This window comes from Nocardia sp. NPDC058176 (assembly GCF_042883805.1).
Lineage (GTDB): Bacteria > Actinomycetota > Actinomycetes > Mycobacteriales > Mycobacteriaceae > Nocardia.
This window is the reverse complement of record NZ_JBHVVA010000002.1, coordinates 854,926-871,470: the sequence shown is the minus strand read 5'-3', so window position 1 is coordinate 871,470 and position 16,545 is coordinate 854,926. Positions and strand designations below refer to the sequence as shown.

Below are 16,545 nucleotides of genomic sequence, written 5' to 3'. Positions count from 1 at the left end.
GGAACACCTATCGGTCGATCTCTGAGTGGGCCGGGTCGTACTCTTCGATGTCGATCGCGGCCATCGGGCACAGCTGCGCGGCCAGCAGGACTTCCTCGATGTGCCCGACCGGGGTGGGATCGAACAGCGAAACCCACCCGTCGTCGGTCTCTCCGAACACCGTCGGGGCCGCGCGACGGCACGCCCCGCTCGCCATGCAGGCCTCCGCGTGCACGGTGACGCGCAGGCGCCTCACAGCCGCACCGGACGCTTGTCCCACCCGCGCGCGACGATGTTCAGCCGCCGCCGCTGCGCGGGTTCGGCGCCCGCCGCGAAGTCGGGGTACGTGGCGAGCAGCTTCTCGAAGAACACCCGGCCCTCCAGCCTGGCCAGGTGCGCCCCGACACAGAAGTGGATGCCGTATAGGAAGGACAGGTGCGGCTCCGTTCGGTCGATGTCGAATCGCAGCGGATCGTCGTACACGCGCGGGTCGCGATTGGCCGCACCGAGGCTCAGCAACACCATGGACCCGGCCGGGAAGTGCCTGCCGTTGAATTCGGTGTCCACGGTCACCTTGCGCCCCGAATAGTGCAGCGGTGGTTCGAACCGAAGCATCTCTTCGACGGCGCCGGGAATACGCGCCGGGTCGGCCATCAGCGCAGCCCTGGTCTCGGGGTGGTCGAGCAGCAGCGTGACGCCGTTGCCGATGAGGTTCGTGGTTGTCTCGTTGCCGGCGACGAGCAACAGCGCCAGCTGCGACAGCATTTCACCGTCCGAGAGCCGGTCGCCGTCGAAGGTCTCGGTACCGAGCATGTGCGAGACGAGGTCGTCGGCGGGCTCGGCCCGGCGCTGGGCGATCAAGCCGGCGAGGTAGTCGAACAGCTCGAGGCTCGCCCGGATCGCGGCGTCGCGGTCGTCGCCGAGCACCATCGGGTCGAAGGTCGAGGCGTAGCCGTAGGACCATTCCCGGAACTTCGGCTGCACCTCGTCGGGCACACCGAGGATCGCCGCGATCACCGCCACCGGCACCTCGGCGGCCGGGCCGGTCATCATGTCGATCTCCTGGCCCGCGTGATAGCGAGCCAGCGACCGGTCGGCCGCCCGCTCGACCTCGGCCTGCCACCCGCGCACCGCGTTCGGCGTGAACGCGTGCCGGAAGGTCGAGCGTCCGCGCGTGTGCCGGGGCGGGTCGTGGAACATGAACAGCTGGCTGGCGGTGTCGATGAACCGGCGATGCTCGGGATCGTCGGGGTTGTGGATGCTCGGAGAGCTCCCCTCGAAGATCTCGCTGGAGAACGTCTTGTGGTCGCCGGAGATCCGACGGACATCGGCGTGACGCGTGATCATGTGCGCGTTCAAGCCCTCGAGGACGTGGATTCCGTCGCCGAGTTCGCGCAGTTCGTCGTAGAGCGGAAACGGATCTTCGACGGCGCCCCCGAACAGTTTCCCGATGAGCAGGTCTGCTGCTGCGGTGGTTCGAGCAGTGGTCATGGCAGTCTCCTAGAGGTGATGTGGATTACGGCGACGGCGCCCGACGCGGGCCGATCACGTAGCGACGTGCGTGGGCAGGTCGCGCTCGGGGGCGTACTTCTACTTCGACAGCAAGTGGTCGCTGATCGACGCCCTGATCGATCTGCGCTGCGTGCGAGCCTGACCCGCGCATCTCAGGCCCGCCCCCTGTCGGACTCCCACTCGGCCATCGCGGTGAACAGGTCCACCCCAGACAGTTCGGGCGTGCCGGGGTCGCGATCGCGGTAGATCCGATAGACCGTCGCGACGATGCGATCGGCTTCGTGCAAGTCCTCGTAGGGTCCGAGGTCGATCTCCCAGGCCGCCCGCTTCCAGTCCTTGCCGGCGTCCCGGGCCGCTTCCACCTCCTTGTCGATGTACCGGAGGTACTCGCGCATATCGGCGAGACCCGACACGTCGGTCACGGGGCCGTGCCCGGGCACAACAACGCGGGGCTGCCAGGAAATCATGGTGTCGAGTGCGCGGATCCAACCCTCGAGCGGTCCCGCCCACATGACCGGCGTCCCACCGACGAACAGCAGGTCACCGGTGAACAGCACCCCCGCGTCGGGCACGTTGACGACCACGTCGCCGGAGGTGTGCGCCGGCCCGAGGACGGCGATCTCGACCTTCCTGCCGTCCAGGTCGACCGTCGTCGAACCGTCCACGATGGTGTTCGGTTCACGCATGTGGATGCCCGTGAAGTCGAATCGGCCGAACCGCTTCTGGACGTAGGACCCCAGCACCGGTCCCAGATCCATGCCGGCGATGGACCCGACCAGTTCCGGCGGCGACTCGTGCATCTCGTGCACGGCCTCGGCCGCCGCGTGGATGCGGATGCCCTCGGGCAGCAACTGATTGCCGTAGCAGTGGTCTCCGTTGGCGTGGGTGTTGACCAGGTCGGTCACCGGCGCGCTCGCGGTGATCGGCGCCATCGCGTCGAGCATCTCGCCGGTCAGGTTCAGGTCGAAGAGCGTGTCCACCAACAGAGTTCGGCTGCCGCCGCGGACCAAGCCGGCGTTGCTGTAGCCGAAACTGCCGTCCGGCGCGAGCCACGCCCAGACTCCGTCGCCGACTTCGTGCAGGCCTTTGGTGAAAGGAATCATGTCAGAACCCCGTATGCAGTGGATGGAAGGTGCCGGTGGTGGCACGGATCGTCTGGCGAGTGGTGCCGAGGGCTTCGCTGTGCAGCGACACCACGTCACCAGGTTTCAGCCACCCCGCGTACTCGGCCGGGCTCGGGGTGTCGACGTGTTCGAGCAGGCAGCCGCCCGGAATCGTGCCCGAGCCGATGACGTCGCCGGGTCGCAGATCCACGCCGCGGGACACGTAGGCGATGATGTCGCCGAACGACCAATCCATCTGGCTCATCGAGCCTTTGGTCAACAGGGTGTCGTTAACGCTGGCGCTGACTTCGAACGCCAATTTCCCGTCGACCCGGAACTGCTCGACCTCGTCCAGGGTGACCAGGCTCGGCCCCAGCGTGACAGCCATGTCCTTTGATTTGCCCTGGCCGATGTTCAATGCCGATTCGTGCCACTGGGCGTTGCGGTTGGTCCAATCGCAGAAGAAAGTGAATCCGGCGATATGCGATTCGCCGGCCTCGGGTGCGATGTCGCGCCCTCCGGTACCGATCACGGCCCCCAGCTCGAGTTCCAGGTCGAAACACTGGCAGCCCGGCGGGATATCGACTGGGTCGTTGGGGCCGAGCACGGCTCCGGCGTTCCCGAAATAGAACGCGGGAATCTGCGACCACACCGGCGGGAGCTCCATCTCGCCCAATCCCACCGCGCGCAGGCAGCCGCGCAAATGGCCGAGGAAGCAGAGCGCGTCCCGCACCGACCGCGGATTCGGCAGCGGCGCTGCCAAACTCGTCTCCTGGACCTGCCGTACTTCCGCGGGCGAGCGGCGCGCGGCGTCGGCTGCCTCGGCCATCGCCGTCGGCCCGGCCTCCAGCAGGTCGAGCATGGTCGACTCACCGGTCAATCCGAGCACGCGATCGCCGTCGAGTACGCCGACGCGGCGCCCCGATTCCGATTCGTATGTCACCCAACGCATATCAACAGTCACCTTCGTTCAGAACACGGGTCCTCATGACCTCGACTTTTCCCAATTCGGACAGACAGCATCGCGGCGTTCTTCGCATGTCGTTCACATCGCCAGCGCTCCTTCCGGACTTTCCCCGGCGGCGACGTCGCGGGCAGCACGCTTGGGGAGCGCCAGGATCACGCACAGTGCGAGCACTGACATCACCAGCACCCAGGCCGTCAACGACACCCACGCCGTCTGCGTGGGCGCTCGGGTGCCGGGCACGGTCGACGAGTTGAGGATCAACGCGGCGACCGGGGTACCGATCGCCGTGAAGACGGTGCGCAGCAGCATGTTGACCCCGATGATCTCGCTGGTGTTCTCGGCAGGCACCGCTTCCACGATCACGTTCGGCAGCGCCCCGACCGCCCAGGCGACGCCGGTCAGGACGAGCGCGCCCGCTACCACGACGAGCACAACGTTGCTGTACCAGAACAGCAGGATCACGAAGCCGCCGAGCAGTAGGCAGGTGCTGACGACAAGTGCGCTACGCCCGCCCCACCGCAGTGCGACACGGCCCGCTATCGGCGACAGCGCGAAAGCCGCCAAACCCGCGCCGGCCACCACGGCTCCGGTGAAGGTCGCGCTGAGTCCCAATCCGACCGGCAGTTCGCTGGGGCTCTGCATCAGAATCGGTAGGGCCAGCGCCGCGGTCGCGAAACCTCCGACGGCGAGCAACGACATCGCGATCTGCGGGAACCCGACCGCCCGCGTCAAGAGTGCGCGGACATTGATCATCGGGATGTCGGCCCGCCACTCCCGATTCGCCCACAGGGCGAGAATCGCCGAGCCGCCGATCAGATACGCGGTGGCCGACCCCGTGAAACCGTCCCGCGCCGCGAACGTGATGCCGAGCAGGATCGCCGCGATCCCTGGCGCGAACAGCAGACCACCGACAACGTTGAGCCGCGCCGCGTTCTGGGCCCGTGGCGTTTCGCGCAGCACCACCGTTCCAGCGATCAAGCCGAGCAATGCGAGCACCGACGACACCCAGAAGATCAGCTTCCAGTCGCCGAGATCGACGAGGATGCCGCTCGTCAGGGCTCCCATGCTGGTGGCCAGTACTGCGGCGGCGCCGGTCACCGCCACGACGGTTGGCAGCCGACGGCGATCGGAAGTTTCCCGAGCCAGCCCGATGAGCAGGGGCAGCACCGCGGCGCTCGTGCCCTGCAAACCTCGGGCCAGCAACAGAATCGCGAAGTTCCCGCCGAAGAGGGCGCCGAGCAGCGAGCCGACGAGCGAGGCGGCGAGCAGCACCAGCAGTACGCGTTTGCGGCCGAACTGGTCGCCGAGCCGGCCGCCGATCGCCGCCGAGGCCGCGCCGGTCACGAGGAAGGTCGTCACCACCCACGACATCGTGAGGAGGTCGACCTGGAACTCCTCGGCCATCGTGGGAATCGCGACCAAGACCATCGATGTCTCGAACGCCCCCGTGGCCTCGATGATGAGCAAGGTGATCAGGAAGATCGCAGGTCGCTCGGCCAGTGTCCCCCACCGTTGCTCAATGTTCGACATGACCGCTCATCTCCGAGAGCCGGAGGCCGCACCGCAAGGCGACGGCGAGGAGAACAACAGCACCGTTGTCCATGGGTTTCTCTTTTCTCTGGTGCTGGCTATCGGTGATAGTCAGATCTGGGACAGCCGGCGGATCGCGTCGATCCCGTTCGGGTCGACCGGGAATCCGTCATGGACAGCGCGGGCGTTGGCATGCCCGGCTTGATGGAGGGCGAACGCGGAGTTCAGCGCATTGTGCTGACCTTGCGCTTCCAGGGCGTTGTTGACCGAGAGCTTCGCGAGCTTGAGCCCGAACGGTGGGCGCTGGGCGATCTCACCCGCGATCTCGAGCGTGAAATCCTCGATCCGGTCGCGCTCGACGACGTGATTGACCATGCCGAGCCGTTCGCCTTCCCGCGCGGTGAGCGCGTGTCCACGAAAGAGCATCTCCTTGGCCTTGCGCGCACCAAGCTCCCAGAGGTGGGTGTGGTACTCGTGACCGTTGAGATCGAAGGCGACGGTCGGGTCGGAGAAGGTCGCGTCCTCGGCGGCGATGATCAGGTCGCACGGCCACACGAGCATCAGCCCGCCGGCGATCACCTTGCCCTGCACCTGCGCGATGGTCGGTTTCGGGATGTTGCGCCAGCGCCAGCACATCCCGAGGTAGAACTCTTCTTCATTGGCCATGGCGCCCGCCTGGCCGGGCTGGGCGTAGCCACCGGTCATGTTCCGCGGGGGGAAGTCGGCACCTGTCGCGGTGTTGCGAAGGTCGTGTCCGGACGAGAAGTGCGGGCCGTCACCGGCCAGGATGATCACGCGGATGTCGTCGTCCAGCGTGGCCCGCTGGAACGCGGTGTCCAGCTCGTGCAGCATCTGGTAGTCCTGCGCGTTGCGCGTCTCGGGCCGGGCCAGCGTGATGCGGGCCACCCGCTCCCGCGGGACCTCGTAGCGGATTCTCGTGAAGCTGTTCTCGGGCATGGTCATGCTTCCCTTCTCCGCCGCACGGGTGACGCGGCGGCCATCGCCGTGCGGGCGGCGCCGGTCAAGGCGCCCAGTGTCTGCGCGCTCACCTCGGCGTCGAGGTGTTCGCGCAGCGAGGAATCCGCCCCGGCGCCGAGGAGTCGTTTGCTCAACCGCGTCCCGTATTTCGGATGCTTGGCAATCTCGCTCGCGAGCGCCTTGGCCGCCGCCAGCGGATCATCGGCGATGTCGGCAGCGAGTCCCGCCGCCACGGCTTCTTCTGCCGTGAGCGCTCCGGCGGAGTAGATCAGGTGCGCGGCCCGGCCGTGTCCGATGATCCGCGGCAGGAAGTAAGAGAGTCCCAAGTCCCCCGCCGACATGCCCAGACGCAGGAACGGCGCGGAAAATCGCGCGTCGGGAGCGACGATCCGGATGTCGGCGGCGGCAGCGAAAGCGAAACCCGCTCCCACCGCGTGCCCGCGCACGGCGGCGATCACGGGTGCGTCGGCCTCGGCGATCGCTCGGGTCACCGCCGCGCCGGCTCGGATGCCGGCGTACATCGCCTCCACCGGGTCGGACTCGGCCGGGTCGGCCACGCCGACCTCCAAGTCGAGTCCGGCGCAGAACGCTCGACCGGCACCCGTCAACACGATGGCACCGACATCGGAGCGGCGACCCAACTCGGCCAGCGCGGCCTCGAACTCGACGAGCAGCGCGTGCGTGATCGCGTTCAGCCGCTCAGGCCGGTTGAGGACGATGACGCCGACGCCATCGCTCACCTCCGCCAGGACGAGACTGCCCGGCACTGTTGCTTTCATCACCGTTGACACACCGTCACTGTAACAGCCAGCATAGAGTTGAACAACCATTCGACGGGGGTGAGATGTCGTCCGGTGAGCGCACCGCTCGTGGCCGACCGCACCCCGAAGACAAGCCGAGGAGAAGCCATGCCGGACAACGTCACCCGAGGTCACGACATCGAACCAACGCTCACCGCCGTGGACCCGGCGGACGAGTACCTGAACCCGGAGTCCGCGGACTCCTCGTGGGAAGGCGTACTGACCGGCGAGAACTCGGCCCTCCAGCGAACCGTCGATCCCGACACCCAGCCAGGGATCGACGACTTCGCGGACCGAGTCGCCTTCGTCACCGGCGGATCGCGCGGCGTCGGGCGGGGTATCGTCCGCGCACTGCTGCGCCGGGGCGCGATCGTCGCGATCGCCGACAAGTACCCGGAGCCGATCGACCTCGGCGAGGACGCGGATCCGACACGGCTGCGCTCCTATCAACTGGATGTCTCGGATCGAGAGCAGTACGCGCGGGTGGCGGCCGAGGTCAAACGCGATCTGGGCGAGGTGACCCTGCTGTTCAACAACGCGGGTATCGCGGATTCGGCGAGCCCGAGCCGGATGTCGTACCAGATGTGGGATCACATGCTGGGCGTCAATCTGGGAGGCGTGTACAACGGGATCCAGACCTTCACACCGGACATGATCGAGTCGCCGCGCCGCTGCCACATCGTGAACACGGCCTCCGAGGCGGGCCTGGTCGCGGGCGGCTCCGGGTTCCTCTACACCGCCAGCAAGTACGGGGTGGTGGGCTTGAGCGAATCCCTGCGATTCGAACTCGCCCATCACGGCATCGGTGTATCCGTCCTCAGCCCGGGGCCCGTGGCCACCGATATCGTCGAGAACACCCGCCGGCTCCGTCCCGCCGAGGCGGGAGACCACACCGCCCGGACCGGCCAGATGCTCGACCTCGTTCACGAAATCCTCCACCTGCACGGGCTCGATCCCGATCTGGTGGGCGAGTACACGGTGCAGGCCGTCGAGTCGAACGCCGCGTACATCAACACGCGCAACACCACGACAGAGCTCCTGCGGCAGCGGACCGACGCGATCATCGCGGCCATGGATCATGCGCAGGACTTCTTCGAAACGTCGGCGACAAAGGTCTGAATCCGGGCGCGCGTTAGGATGTCCGGCGTGAGTTCTGGACGGCAACGCCGCATCGATGAGATCGGCGACGAGAGCCGACGCCGGCTCCTGGACGCGGCCGAATCCCTGTTCGCCGAACGCGGCGTCGAACGGACCACCTTCTCCGACGTCGCGGAACGGGCCGGAATCAGTCGGGGCAGCATCCCATGGCACTTCAAGAACAAAGACGGACTGGTCATGGCGGTCGTTGCCCGGTCGATCGACCGCTTCATGGGCGCGGGCCGGTACGAATCCGTGCCGCCGCTGGCGCAGGTACTGCGGGACTACGCCGTCTGGATCCGCGGCGGCAACAACAGTTCGGCGATGATCTTCATGGTGCTGACCGAGGCGATGAACAGCAGCGGCGCGGTCCACGAGCAGTACCAGGAATTTCTGCGCAATCAGCGCAGGGACCTCCAGCGCTGGTTGCGCACGCACCGGCCCGAGGGGGTGGATCCCGCCCACGCCACGGCTCGTGAGCGGGCGACCGCCACCGCCTTGAACGGTGCGGCGATGGGTATTCACCTGCAAGCGTTGATCGATCCGGATGACGTCGATCTCGATGCGTCTCTGCAAACTTTCGCGTCCTTCATCGATGATCACATCCGTGACGTGTGGGCTGCCGAGCCCGCACGTCACGGTGCGGACGGTGACCACGGACCCGACAGCGACCCGGCCGTGCCCGCCGCCGACTGACCGGAGGGCACGGCCTCGCGCCATTGCGCGGTCAGTTCCCCGTCGAGGTGCCCATTCGGGCGATCACTTCGTCGCGCACCGCGGACCGGCGGGCTTTGCCTGCGAGGTCGCGCAGGGGTTCGTCGCGGAATTCGAAATAGCGCGGCATCTTGTAGGCCGGGAGTCGTTCGGCGAGGTAGGCACTCGCCACATCCTCGTTCAGCCCTGCCGCCGGGTCCGCTTCCACGAGTGCGTATCCCACCGCACCGAGGTCGGAGTCGGGTATTCCGACGACGAGGCTCGACAGCACGGCGGGATGCGCGTTGAGCACCACTTCGATCTCGGACGGGTAGACCTTGCGGCCACCCACGTTGAACATGTCGACGCGCCGATCGCTGATGTAGAGGTAGCCGTCCTCGTCGAACCAGCCCAGATCACCGATTGTCTCCCAGCCGTCGCGAGTGACCGACTCCGACCCGATGTAGCGGTAGGTGGCTCCCACGCCCTCCGGCGGCTTCATGTAGATCTCGCCCACCGTGCCCGGCGGGCACTCCGTACCCTCCTCGTCGAGGACGGTCATGCGGCCGATGGCCACCTTGCCGACCGAGCCGCGATGCGCCAACCAGTCGACGCCGTTGATCACGGTGAGCGCGGTCGCCTCGGTGCCACCGTAGAGCTCCCACACCTTCTCGGGTCCGAGGATGTCCATCCAGGCCTGTTTGAGCTCGGGCGCGCACGCGGCACCGAGATGCCAGACGCGCTCGATCGATGACAGGTCGTAGGCATCCGGGTCGGCGCGGTGGACCGGCAGCAGCCGCTGAAGAACGGTCGGGACCGTCGAAATCCAGCCGACCCGGTACTCGGCGATCAGCCGCAGGCATTCCCGCGGATCGAACCGGGACATCACCACCGCGTGCTGACCGACCAGCAGTCCGTTGATCAGCGCCACGAAGGGCGAATTGTGGGTCAGCGGGCCGACCACGAGCTGCGTGGTGCCCGGCCGCAAACCGAAGGCCGCCGCGACCATCCGCGGATCGAGGCGACTGTCCTCGGTGGCCTCGATCAACTTCGACCGGCCGGTGCTGCCGCCCGAAGGGAGGGCCTTCCAGCTCGGTGCGACGCGCGACGGAACAGGCTCATCCGACAACGACGCCGGCGGCTCGAAACCAGCGGGCACGCTCGCCTCGGCCAACCCGGCGGTATCTCGGCCGACCACCAGCGCACGGGGAACGAGCGCCATGATGGCGGCGAACTCCGATTCGGGCAGCCGCGCCGACAGCGGCGTGACGGTCGCGCCCAGCTTCCAGGCCGCCACCGCGGCCTGGACCCACTCGATGCCGTTGGGCAGCACAATCGTGACGTAGTCGCCTTGGCGCACACCGAGTTCCTCGTACGCGCGGGCCAGGCGGTTGGTGCTGCGATCCAGTTCGCGCCTGGTCAGCGTCACCCCGTCACAGGTCACGCTCGGGGCGTCCGGGCTCTGCGCCGCGAGGCGGGCGAGCTGGTCTCCGATCGGCAGGGGTAGTTCGTCCGCCGTCGGGGACACGTCGGAGGTGTTTGTCATGGTTGTCCTCGATCTCTTCGGTTGAGCGCGGCCGCCGATCGCTCGACGTCCCGCGGCATGCGGCGCCATTTACGTTGCGCCGCTGGCGTTTTGACAGATCTTCCGGTCATGCCTCGGCGGTCTGATGCCGTTGGCGCAGTTCGCGTTTGAGGATCTTGCCCGCGCCGGACATCGGCAGCGCGTCGACGAATTCCCAGCTGCGCGGGGTCTTGTAGCCCGCGATCGACGACCGGCAGTGCTCGTCCAGTTCCGCTTCGGTGGCGGGTGTGTCCGGGTGCAGAACGATCACCGCGTGGACGCGCTCGCCCCAGCGGTCGTCAGGCAGGCCGATCACGGCGCAGGTCGCCACCGCGGGGTGTTTGGAGAGTGCGTTCTCGACCTCGGCGGAGTAGACGTTCTCACCGCCGGTGATGATCATGTCCTTCAAACGGTCGACGATGAAGACGTAGCCGTCGTCGTCCATGTACCCGGCATCGCCGGTGTGCATCCACCCACCGCGCAACGCGGCCGCGGTATCGCTCGGGCGATTCCAGTAACCGAGCATCACGTTGTCGCCGCGCACGATGACCTCGCCGACCTGGCCGCGCGACACCTCGTTGTCGTGCTCGTCGACGATGCGCACCTCGGTGTGCGGCGCCGCCCGCCCACCCGACCTGGACCGAATCGGGTGGTCATGATCAGCAGGCGAGAGCATGGTCGCGATGGGTGAGAGCTCGGTCATGCCGTAGGCCTGGGTGAACGACGCAGCCGGGAACAGCTCGCGAGCGCGCGTGAGGACGCTCTCGGGGATCGTCGACGCACCGTAGAGAAAATGCACGAGGCTGCTCAGGTCGTAGTCGGCCGCGGTCGGTTCGTCGGCCACCATCTGGATCATCGTGGGGACGAGCAACGTGTCGGTGATGGCATGCTCGGCGATCGCGCGCAGGGTGGCGACCGGCGTGAACATCGGGATCATGAAGTGGGTCGCCCCCGCGAGATTGCCCATCGTCCACAGCGCGAAGTCGGCGAGGTGGAACATCGGCGCCGCGTGCAGCATCCGCCCGTGATGGGAGAGCACGTGCCCGGCCGCGAGCCCGCCCAGGCCTGATGCGACCAAATTGTCGTGCGTGAGCATCACCCCTTTGGGATGCCCGGTGGTTCCGCCGGTGTAGAAGACACCGAGCAATGCCTCGCCGCCGGTGCGGGTATCGGGCACGGGCTCGACGTTCGCGATCAGCTCCTCGTAATTCGCGGTACCGAACGGCGCCTCGCCGTCGCCGATGTAGATGACGGTCTCGAGGTCGGGGAGCCCCTCCCGCAAGGCCGGAACGACCTGGGCGAACGCGTCATCGACGAGCAGGATCCTCGTCTCGGATTCACGCAAGGAGTAAATGACCTCGGCCGGGCTCCATCGGATGTTGACAGGATTGAGCACCGCGCCGATCCAGGGAACCGCGAACAGGTACTCGTGGTAGCGGTCGGAGTTCAGCGCGAGGATGCCCACCCTGTCGCCGGGCTCGACCCCGAACTCGCGCAGCAATGCACCGAACCGCGCGATGCGATCGACGGACTCCGCGACCGTGCGCACCCTCGTACCGAAAACGGTCGCGATCCGATCCGGATCCTGTTGCAACGCGCGGTGCAGTGACTGGGTGAGGTACATCGTTGGGCTCCTACCGGATCGGTCAATCGGTTCGTACGTGGCTTCGGGTTCGACGTGGACCTCCCCGCGACGCACGTCATCGCGATCTCGCGACGAGGCATCCGACTGCCAGGACCCGGGTTGGACCCGGCCGCGAGGAGCGCCCTGGCAAGGTGTGATTCACATCTCCCTAATGGAGCGTAAGCGAATCGTCAAGAGTTGTAAATACCGGAAGATCGTGGGACAAATGTAGCTAGATGTGCGTTTATGGTTGACTAACCGAACGCAAACTAACTAGGAGTGCGAATGAGTAACAGAGTGGTGGTCGCTGGCGTCGGGATGGTTCCGTTCACCACGCCACGCAACAGCGAGACCTATGACGTCCTGGGCGAGCGCGCCGCGCGGGCGGCGCTGACCGACGCGGGCATCGACTACACCGCCGTACAGCAGGCCTTCGCGGGTTACGTCTACGGCGACTCGGCCTGTGGCCAGTCGACGCTGTACCGGCTCGGCACGACGGGCATCCCGGTCGTCAACGTGAACAACAACTGCTCCACCGGGTCGTCGGCACTGTTCCTGGCCCGGCAGGCCGTCGAACACGGCGTCGTGGACGTGGCTCTGGCGGTCGGGTTCGAACAGATGCAGCCGGGGGCCCTGGGGGCAGTGTTCCCGGACCGGCCGTCGCCGTTCGACCATTTCGACCCCGTCGTCCAACGTCTCCAGGGGTCGAGCGACGCGCCCTTCGCCGCGCAGTACTTCGGTGGTGCGGGCCGCGAGTACGCCGAGCGGTACGGGATGGACCCGGCGGTGTTCGCGCAGATCTCGGTGAAAGCCCGCCGCCACGCCGCCAACAACCCTTACGCCGTCTTCCGGGATCCGATCACCGTCGAAGAGGTGCTGGCCTCGCCGGTCATCTACGGTCCGCTGACCCGGCTCCAATGCTGCCCACCGACCAGCGGTGCCGCAGCCGCGATCCTGGTCAGCGAGGAATACGCCCGAGCCAACGGCCTGCGGACGGAAGTGGTCATCGCGGCACAGTCGATGGTGACCGACTTCGACTCCACGTTCGCGGACTCGATGATCAACATCGTCGGCTACGACATGGCGAAGACCGCGGCACGCAATGTCTATGAGGCGTCCGGTGTCGACCCGGCCGACATCTCCGTCGTGGAGCTGCACGATTGCTTCACCGCCAACGAGTTGCTCACCTACGAGTCGCTCGGACTCACTCCCGAAGGCACAGCGGAGAAATTCATCGCCGACGGTGACAACACCTATGGCGGCCGCGTCGTCACCAACCCCTCGGGCGGCCTGCTGTCCAAGGGGCACCCGCTCGGGGCGACAGGTCTGGCGCAGTGTACGGAACTGGTGTGGCAGCTCCGCGGCCTGGCGGAAAAACGCCAGGTCGACGGCGCGCGGGTCGCACTGCAGCACAATCTCGGGCTGGGCGGAGCGGCTGTGGTCACGCTGTACGAGAAGGTGAGCTGACATGGCGATCGATCCGGTGGTGGTCGGCACGACGCTGCCCACCACCACCCTCACGCTCGACAGCGGCCGATTGAAGTTCTTCGCCAAAGCGATCGGCGAGACCAACCCGGTCTTCAGTGACGACGATGCGGCACGCGCCGCCGGACACCCGGCGATACCGGTCCCGCCGACCTTTCTGTTCGCGGTGGAAATGGAGCAGCCGGACCCGTTCGCCTGGCTCCTCCCCCTGGGCGTCGACCTGCGCTTCGCGCTGCACGGTGAGCAGCGGTTCACGTACTACACACCAGCGCACGCCGGTGACGTCGTCACCGCGACACCTCGAATCTCCGACGTGTACAGCAAGAAGGGGGGCGCGCTGGAGTTCATCGTCAAGGACACCACCATCACTCGCGCCGACGACGTGTTGATCGCCGAGTTGACGTCGGTGATCGTGGTCCGTACCCCAGGAGCAGGCCAATGACCCTCACTTCCGAGATCACGGTGGGTACCGAGCTGCCCGCCCTGACCGTCGAACCGGTCTCGCGCACCACGCTCGCACTGTTCGCCGGAGCGTCCGGCGATCACAACCCGATCCACGTCGATACCGATGTGGCCGCGTCCGCCGGCCTCGACGACGTCTTCGCCCACGGCATGCTCTCCATGGCCTACCTGGGCAGACTGCTGACGAATTGGACCGCGCCCGAACGGATTCGCACCTTCACCGTGCGGTTCGGATCGATCACTGCCGTCCACGCGCGGCCCACCGCCACCGGCACGGTGACCTCCGTGGAGGACGCGTACGGCGAACGCCGTGCCCACCTCGACCTGACCGTCACCCTTGCCGACGGCACCGTCACCCTCACCGGCAACGCGGTTGTCGCCCTCTGAAAGGACTTTCGACATCATGGGAAAACTCGACGGCAAGGTCGCGCTGGTCACCGGTTCCGGGCGTGGGATCGGCCGGGAGATCGCGCTGAAGCTGGCCACCGAGGGTGCCTCGGTGGTGGTCAACGACCTCGACGCCGATCCGGCCCGGGAGACCGTCGCCGCTGTGGAAGCGATCGGCGCCAAGGCGGTCGCGGTACCGGGCAGCGTCACCGCGCCCGGATTCGCCGAGCAGTTCGTCCAGGCCGGAGTCGACGCCTTCGGCGGACTGGACATCATCGTCAACAACGCCGGCTTCACCTGGGATTCGGTCATCCAGAAGATGACCGACGAGCAGTGGGACACCATCATCGACGTCCATCTCGCCGCGCCGTTCCGTATCCTGCGGGCCGCACAGCCGGTGATCAGCGGCTTGGTGAAGGAGGCGCGGCAGGCGGGCACGCCCGTACCGTGTCGCAAGGTCGTCAACATCTCGTCGGTGGCGGGTACCGGCGGCAACGTCGGGCAGTCGAACTACTCAGCCGCCAAATCGGGCGTCCTCGGACTCACCAAGACACTCGCCAAGGAGTGGGGCCGCTACAACGTCACCGTCAACGCCGTGGCCTTCGGCCTGATCCGGACCAGGCTCACCGAGTCGCCAGCCGGTGGCGGCGGCAGTATCGATGTGGCGGGCAAGCAGATCAAAGTGGGCGTCAACCCTGATCTGCTCACGGCAATGGAAGCGGGTATCCCGCTCGGCCGCGCCGGAACCACGGCCGAGGCGGCGGGAGCGGTATACCTGCTGTGCAGCCCCGAATCCGACTACGTGAGCGCGCAGACGCTCATCTGCGGCGGCGGATTCAACTTCTGATGATCGCCACCGAGATCGACGATGACCTCGCCGGCGAGGTTCGATCGGCCGCACCGGCTCAATGCCCTGACCTGGCGGCCGATGGAGCTCGACCTCGATCTGGCCGTCGACGATCTCGGTGGCGACGTCCGCCCTCTTCGCGACCGACGATGAGGTTTCTCCGCCGGGATAGCGTTGCCGGCGGTTGCCGCTTCGTGTCGAGGGGTGGCGACAGCGCACCATCGAAGGAGCCGACGCTGTCCCATGCTCCGAGCCGACGGCGTCAGAAAGGTAGTTGAGCCATGACCCATCCCGCGCGCAAGACACGCCCGTCGAACAGGCGAGCGCTGATCCTCTCGGCTGCCGCCCAGCTCTTCCGTCGCGATGGATACCCCAAGGTGGGGATGAAGGACATCGCCGACGCGGTGGCCGTCGCGCCCTCCTCCCTCTACCACCACTTCCCCACCAAGAACGATCTGCTGGAAGCCGTCGTGTCCGACGCGCTGACCACCGCGGAACAGATCCTCCTCGACGCGCTGGACCGACCCGGCGACGACTTCATCGCCGAGCTCGCGTCGCGAGTGAGCGACGCGCGGGCGATCGGTGTGCTGTGGCGGCGGGAATCGCGCCATCTCAGCGACGACACCCGACACGTGTTGCGCAGTCAGATCCAGCGGATCGGCGCAGCCCTCGCCGCGCTGATCCACCGCGACCGCCCCGAACTCGACTCGACCCAGGCCGACTTCCTGGCCTGGGCGGTCCTCGCGGTGGTCACCAGCGTTTCATTCCACAACATCGACACCCCACCCGAACTGATCGAGCCGCTCATGCGAAACGCGGCAACAGCGGAAGTTCCACCACTGCAACGTATTCCGTCTGTGACCGTGGCGCCGCGGCCGTGGTGGCCGTCGCGACGCGAGCAGATCCTCGCCACCGCGACCCAACTGTTCGCCGCCCACGGCTTCACCGGAGTGTCTCTGGAAGACATCGGCGCGGCGATCGGGATCACGGGGCCGAGCATCTACAACCACTTCGCCACCAAGGCCGAGATTCTCTCGGCGGCCATGATGCGCGGGAACGAGATCCTGCGAGCCGACCTCTACCGCGCGTTCGAACACTCGATCAGTCCGATCGACGCACTCACTCGGCTGATCGACAGCTACCGGGAATTCGCGATGACGCACGGCGACATCATCGAATTGCTCGTCTCCGAGGTCGATCAACTGCCCGACGCCGAACGCAGCCAGTCACGCGCCGCGCAGCATGCGTACATCACCGAATGGGTCGGGGTACTGCGCCAGGTACTCGAACGCGCCGACGAGTCCGACGCGCGCATCCGCGTCCAAGCCATCCTCTTCACCATCAACGACATCGCGACGACGTCCCACCTGCGGCTCAAAGGCGCCGATCGCGCGATCACATCCCTCGCGCTCCGACTCGCGGGAACCGCGGATCGTTCGCGGACCGAAATACCGATTTCATAGGAGAACGCCACGTG

Annotated in this window: 15 protein-coding genes and 1 pseudogene; 8 read left to right on the top strand and 8 right to left on the bottom strand. The window is 66.9% G+C overall.

Annotation, left to right across the window (positions count from 1 at the left end; all coding sequences use genetic code 11):
- Positions 1 to 7 precede the first annotated feature (7 nt).
- The 6 genes and pseudogenes from ACFVVM_RS16580 to ACFVVM_RS16555 all read right to left on the bottom strand — a co-directional run bounded on the left by ACFVVM_RS16580 (position 8) and on the right by ACFVVM_RS16555 (position 6,860).
- Positions 8 to 235, bottom strand: coding sequence for a ferredoxin (locus ACFVVM_RS16580; RefSeq protein WP_387618405.1), 228 nt, complete (start codon positions 233 to 235; stop codon positions 8 to 10).
- Entirely contained in the window at positions 232 to 1,470 is a 1,239-nt protein-coding gene (locus ACFVVM_RS16575; protein ID WP_387618403.1) for a cytochrome P450, read from the bottom strand. Before ACFVVM_RS16575 ends, ACFVVM_RS16580 begins: the two co-directional genes overlap by 4 nt.
- Before the next feature lie 173 nt (positions 1,471 to 1,643).
- Positions 1,644 to 3,546: pseudogene (locus ACFVVM_RS16570) on the bottom strand (fumarylacetoacetate hydrolase family protein).
- Between the two features lie 93 nt (positions 3,547 to 3,639).
- The gene (locus ACFVVM_RS16565; RefSeq protein WP_387618401.1) at positions 3,640 to 5,091 is read right to left on the bottom strand and encodes an MFS transporter; all 1,452 of its coding nucleotides are present in this window, start codon (positions 5,089 to 5,091) and stop codon (positions 3,640 to 3,642) included.
- Between the two features lie 111 nt (positions 5,092 to 5,202).
- Positions 5,203 to 6,054, bottom strand: coding sequence for an enoyl-CoA hydratase (locus ACFVVM_RS16560; RefSeq protein ID WP_387618398.1), 852 nt, complete (start codon positions 6,052 to 6,054; stop codon positions 5,203 to 5,205).
- Positions 6,051 to 6,860 carry an enoyl-CoA hydratase/isomerase family protein gene (locus ACFVVM_RS16555; protein WP_387618395.1) on the bottom strand — a complete coding sequence of 270 codons (810 nt, stop codon included), beginning with the start codon at positions 6,858 to 6,860 and terminating at the stop codon, positions 6,051 to 6,053. Before ACFVVM_RS16555 ends, ACFVVM_RS16560 begins: the two co-directional genes overlap by 4 nt.
- A gap of 117 nt (positions 6,861 to 6,977) precedes the next feature.
- Here ACFVVM_RS16555 and ACFVVM_RS16550 point away from each other — a divergent pair, with 117 nt between their 5' ends.
- Together ACFVVM_RS16550 and ACFVVM_RS16545 are read left to right on the top strand one after the other, a co-directional pair.
- On the top strand, positions 6,978 to 7,988 hold the full coding sequence (locus ACFVVM_RS16550) for an SDR family oxidoreductase (protein ID WP_387618392.1): 1,011 nt from the start codon (positions 6,978 to 6,980) through the stop codon (positions 7,986 to 7,988).
- A gap of 27 nt (positions 7,989 to 8,015) precedes the next feature.
- A complete protein-coding gene (locus ACFVVM_RS16545) occupies positions 8,016 to 8,702 on the top strand; it encodes a TetR/AcrR family transcriptional regulator (protein ID WP_387618390.1) in 687 nt (228 codons plus the stop codon).
- Positions 8,703 to 8,733: 31 nt separating this feature from the next.
- Here the strand turns inward: ACFVVM_RS16545 and ACFVVM_RS16540 are convergent, their stop codons facing one another.
- Positions 8,734 to 10,245, bottom strand: a complete 1,512-nt coding sequence (locus ACFVVM_RS16540) for an AMP-binding protein (RefSeq protein ID WP_387618387.1) — start codon at positions 10,243 to 10,245, stop codon at positions 8,734 to 8,736.
- Positions 10,246 to 10,351: 106 nt separating this feature from the next.
- The gene (locus ACFVVM_RS16535; protein WP_387618385.1) at positions 10,352 to 11,887 is read right to left on the bottom strand and encodes a long-chain-fatty-acid--CoA ligase; all 1,536 of its coding nucleotides are present in this window, start codon (positions 11,885 to 11,887) and stop codon (positions 10,352 to 10,354) included.
- A 285-nt stretch (positions 11,888 to 12,172) separates the two neighbouring features.
- Here ACFVVM_RS16535 and ACFVVM_RS16530 point away from each other — a divergent pair, with 285 nt between their 5' ends.
- From ACFVVM_RS16530 to ACFVVM_RS16505, 6 genes are all read left to right on the top strand, one after another.
- The gene (locus ACFVVM_RS16530) at positions 12,173 to 13,354 is read left to right on the top strand and encodes a lipid-transfer protein (protein WP_387618382.1); all 1,182 of its coding nucleotides are present in this window, start codon (positions 12,173 to 12,175) and stop codon (positions 13,352 to 13,354) included.
- 1 nt (position 13,355) lies between these two features.
- Positions 13,356 to 13,814 carry a MaoC family dehydratase N-terminal domain-containing protein gene (locus ACFVVM_RS16525; protein ID WP_387618380.1) on the top strand — a complete coding sequence of 153 codons (459 nt, stop codon included), beginning with the start codon at positions 13,356 to 13,358 and terminating at the stop codon, positions 13,812 to 13,814.
- On the top strand, positions 13,811 to 14,221 hold the full coding sequence (locus ACFVVM_RS16520) for a MaoC/PaaZ C-terminal domain-containing protein (RefSeq protein WP_387618377.1): 411 nt from the start codon (positions 13,811 to 13,813) through the stop codon (positions 14,219 to 14,221). The genes ACFVVM_RS16525 and ACFVVM_RS16520 overlap by 4 nt, the downstream gene beginning before the upstream one ends.
- Positions 14,222 to 14,237: 16 nt before the next feature.
- Positions 14,238 to 15,068 (top strand): SDR family NAD(P)-dependent oxidoreductase, encoded by an 831-nt coding sequence (locus tag ACFVVM_RS16515; RefSeq protein ID WP_387618374.1) that lies wholly within the window; start codon positions 14,238 to 14,240, stop codon positions 15,066 to 15,068.
- 21 nt (positions 15,069 to 15,089) lie between these two features.
- Positions 15,090 to 15,221 carry a hypothetical protein gene (locus tag ACFVVM_RS16510; protein ID WP_387618371.1) on the top strand — a complete coding sequence of 44 codons (132 nt, stop codon included), beginning with the start codon at positions 15,090 to 15,092 and terminating at the stop codon, positions 15,219 to 15,221.
- 128 nt (positions 15,222 to 15,349) lie between these two features.
- On the top strand, positions 15,350 to 16,531 hold the full coding sequence (locus tag ACFVVM_RS16505; RefSeq protein ID WP_387618368.1) for a TetR/AcrR family transcriptional regulator: 1,182 nt from the start codon (positions 15,350 to 15,352) through the stop codon (positions 16,529 to 16,531).
- The last annotated feature ends 14 nt before the right edge of the window (positions 16,532 to 16,545 follow it).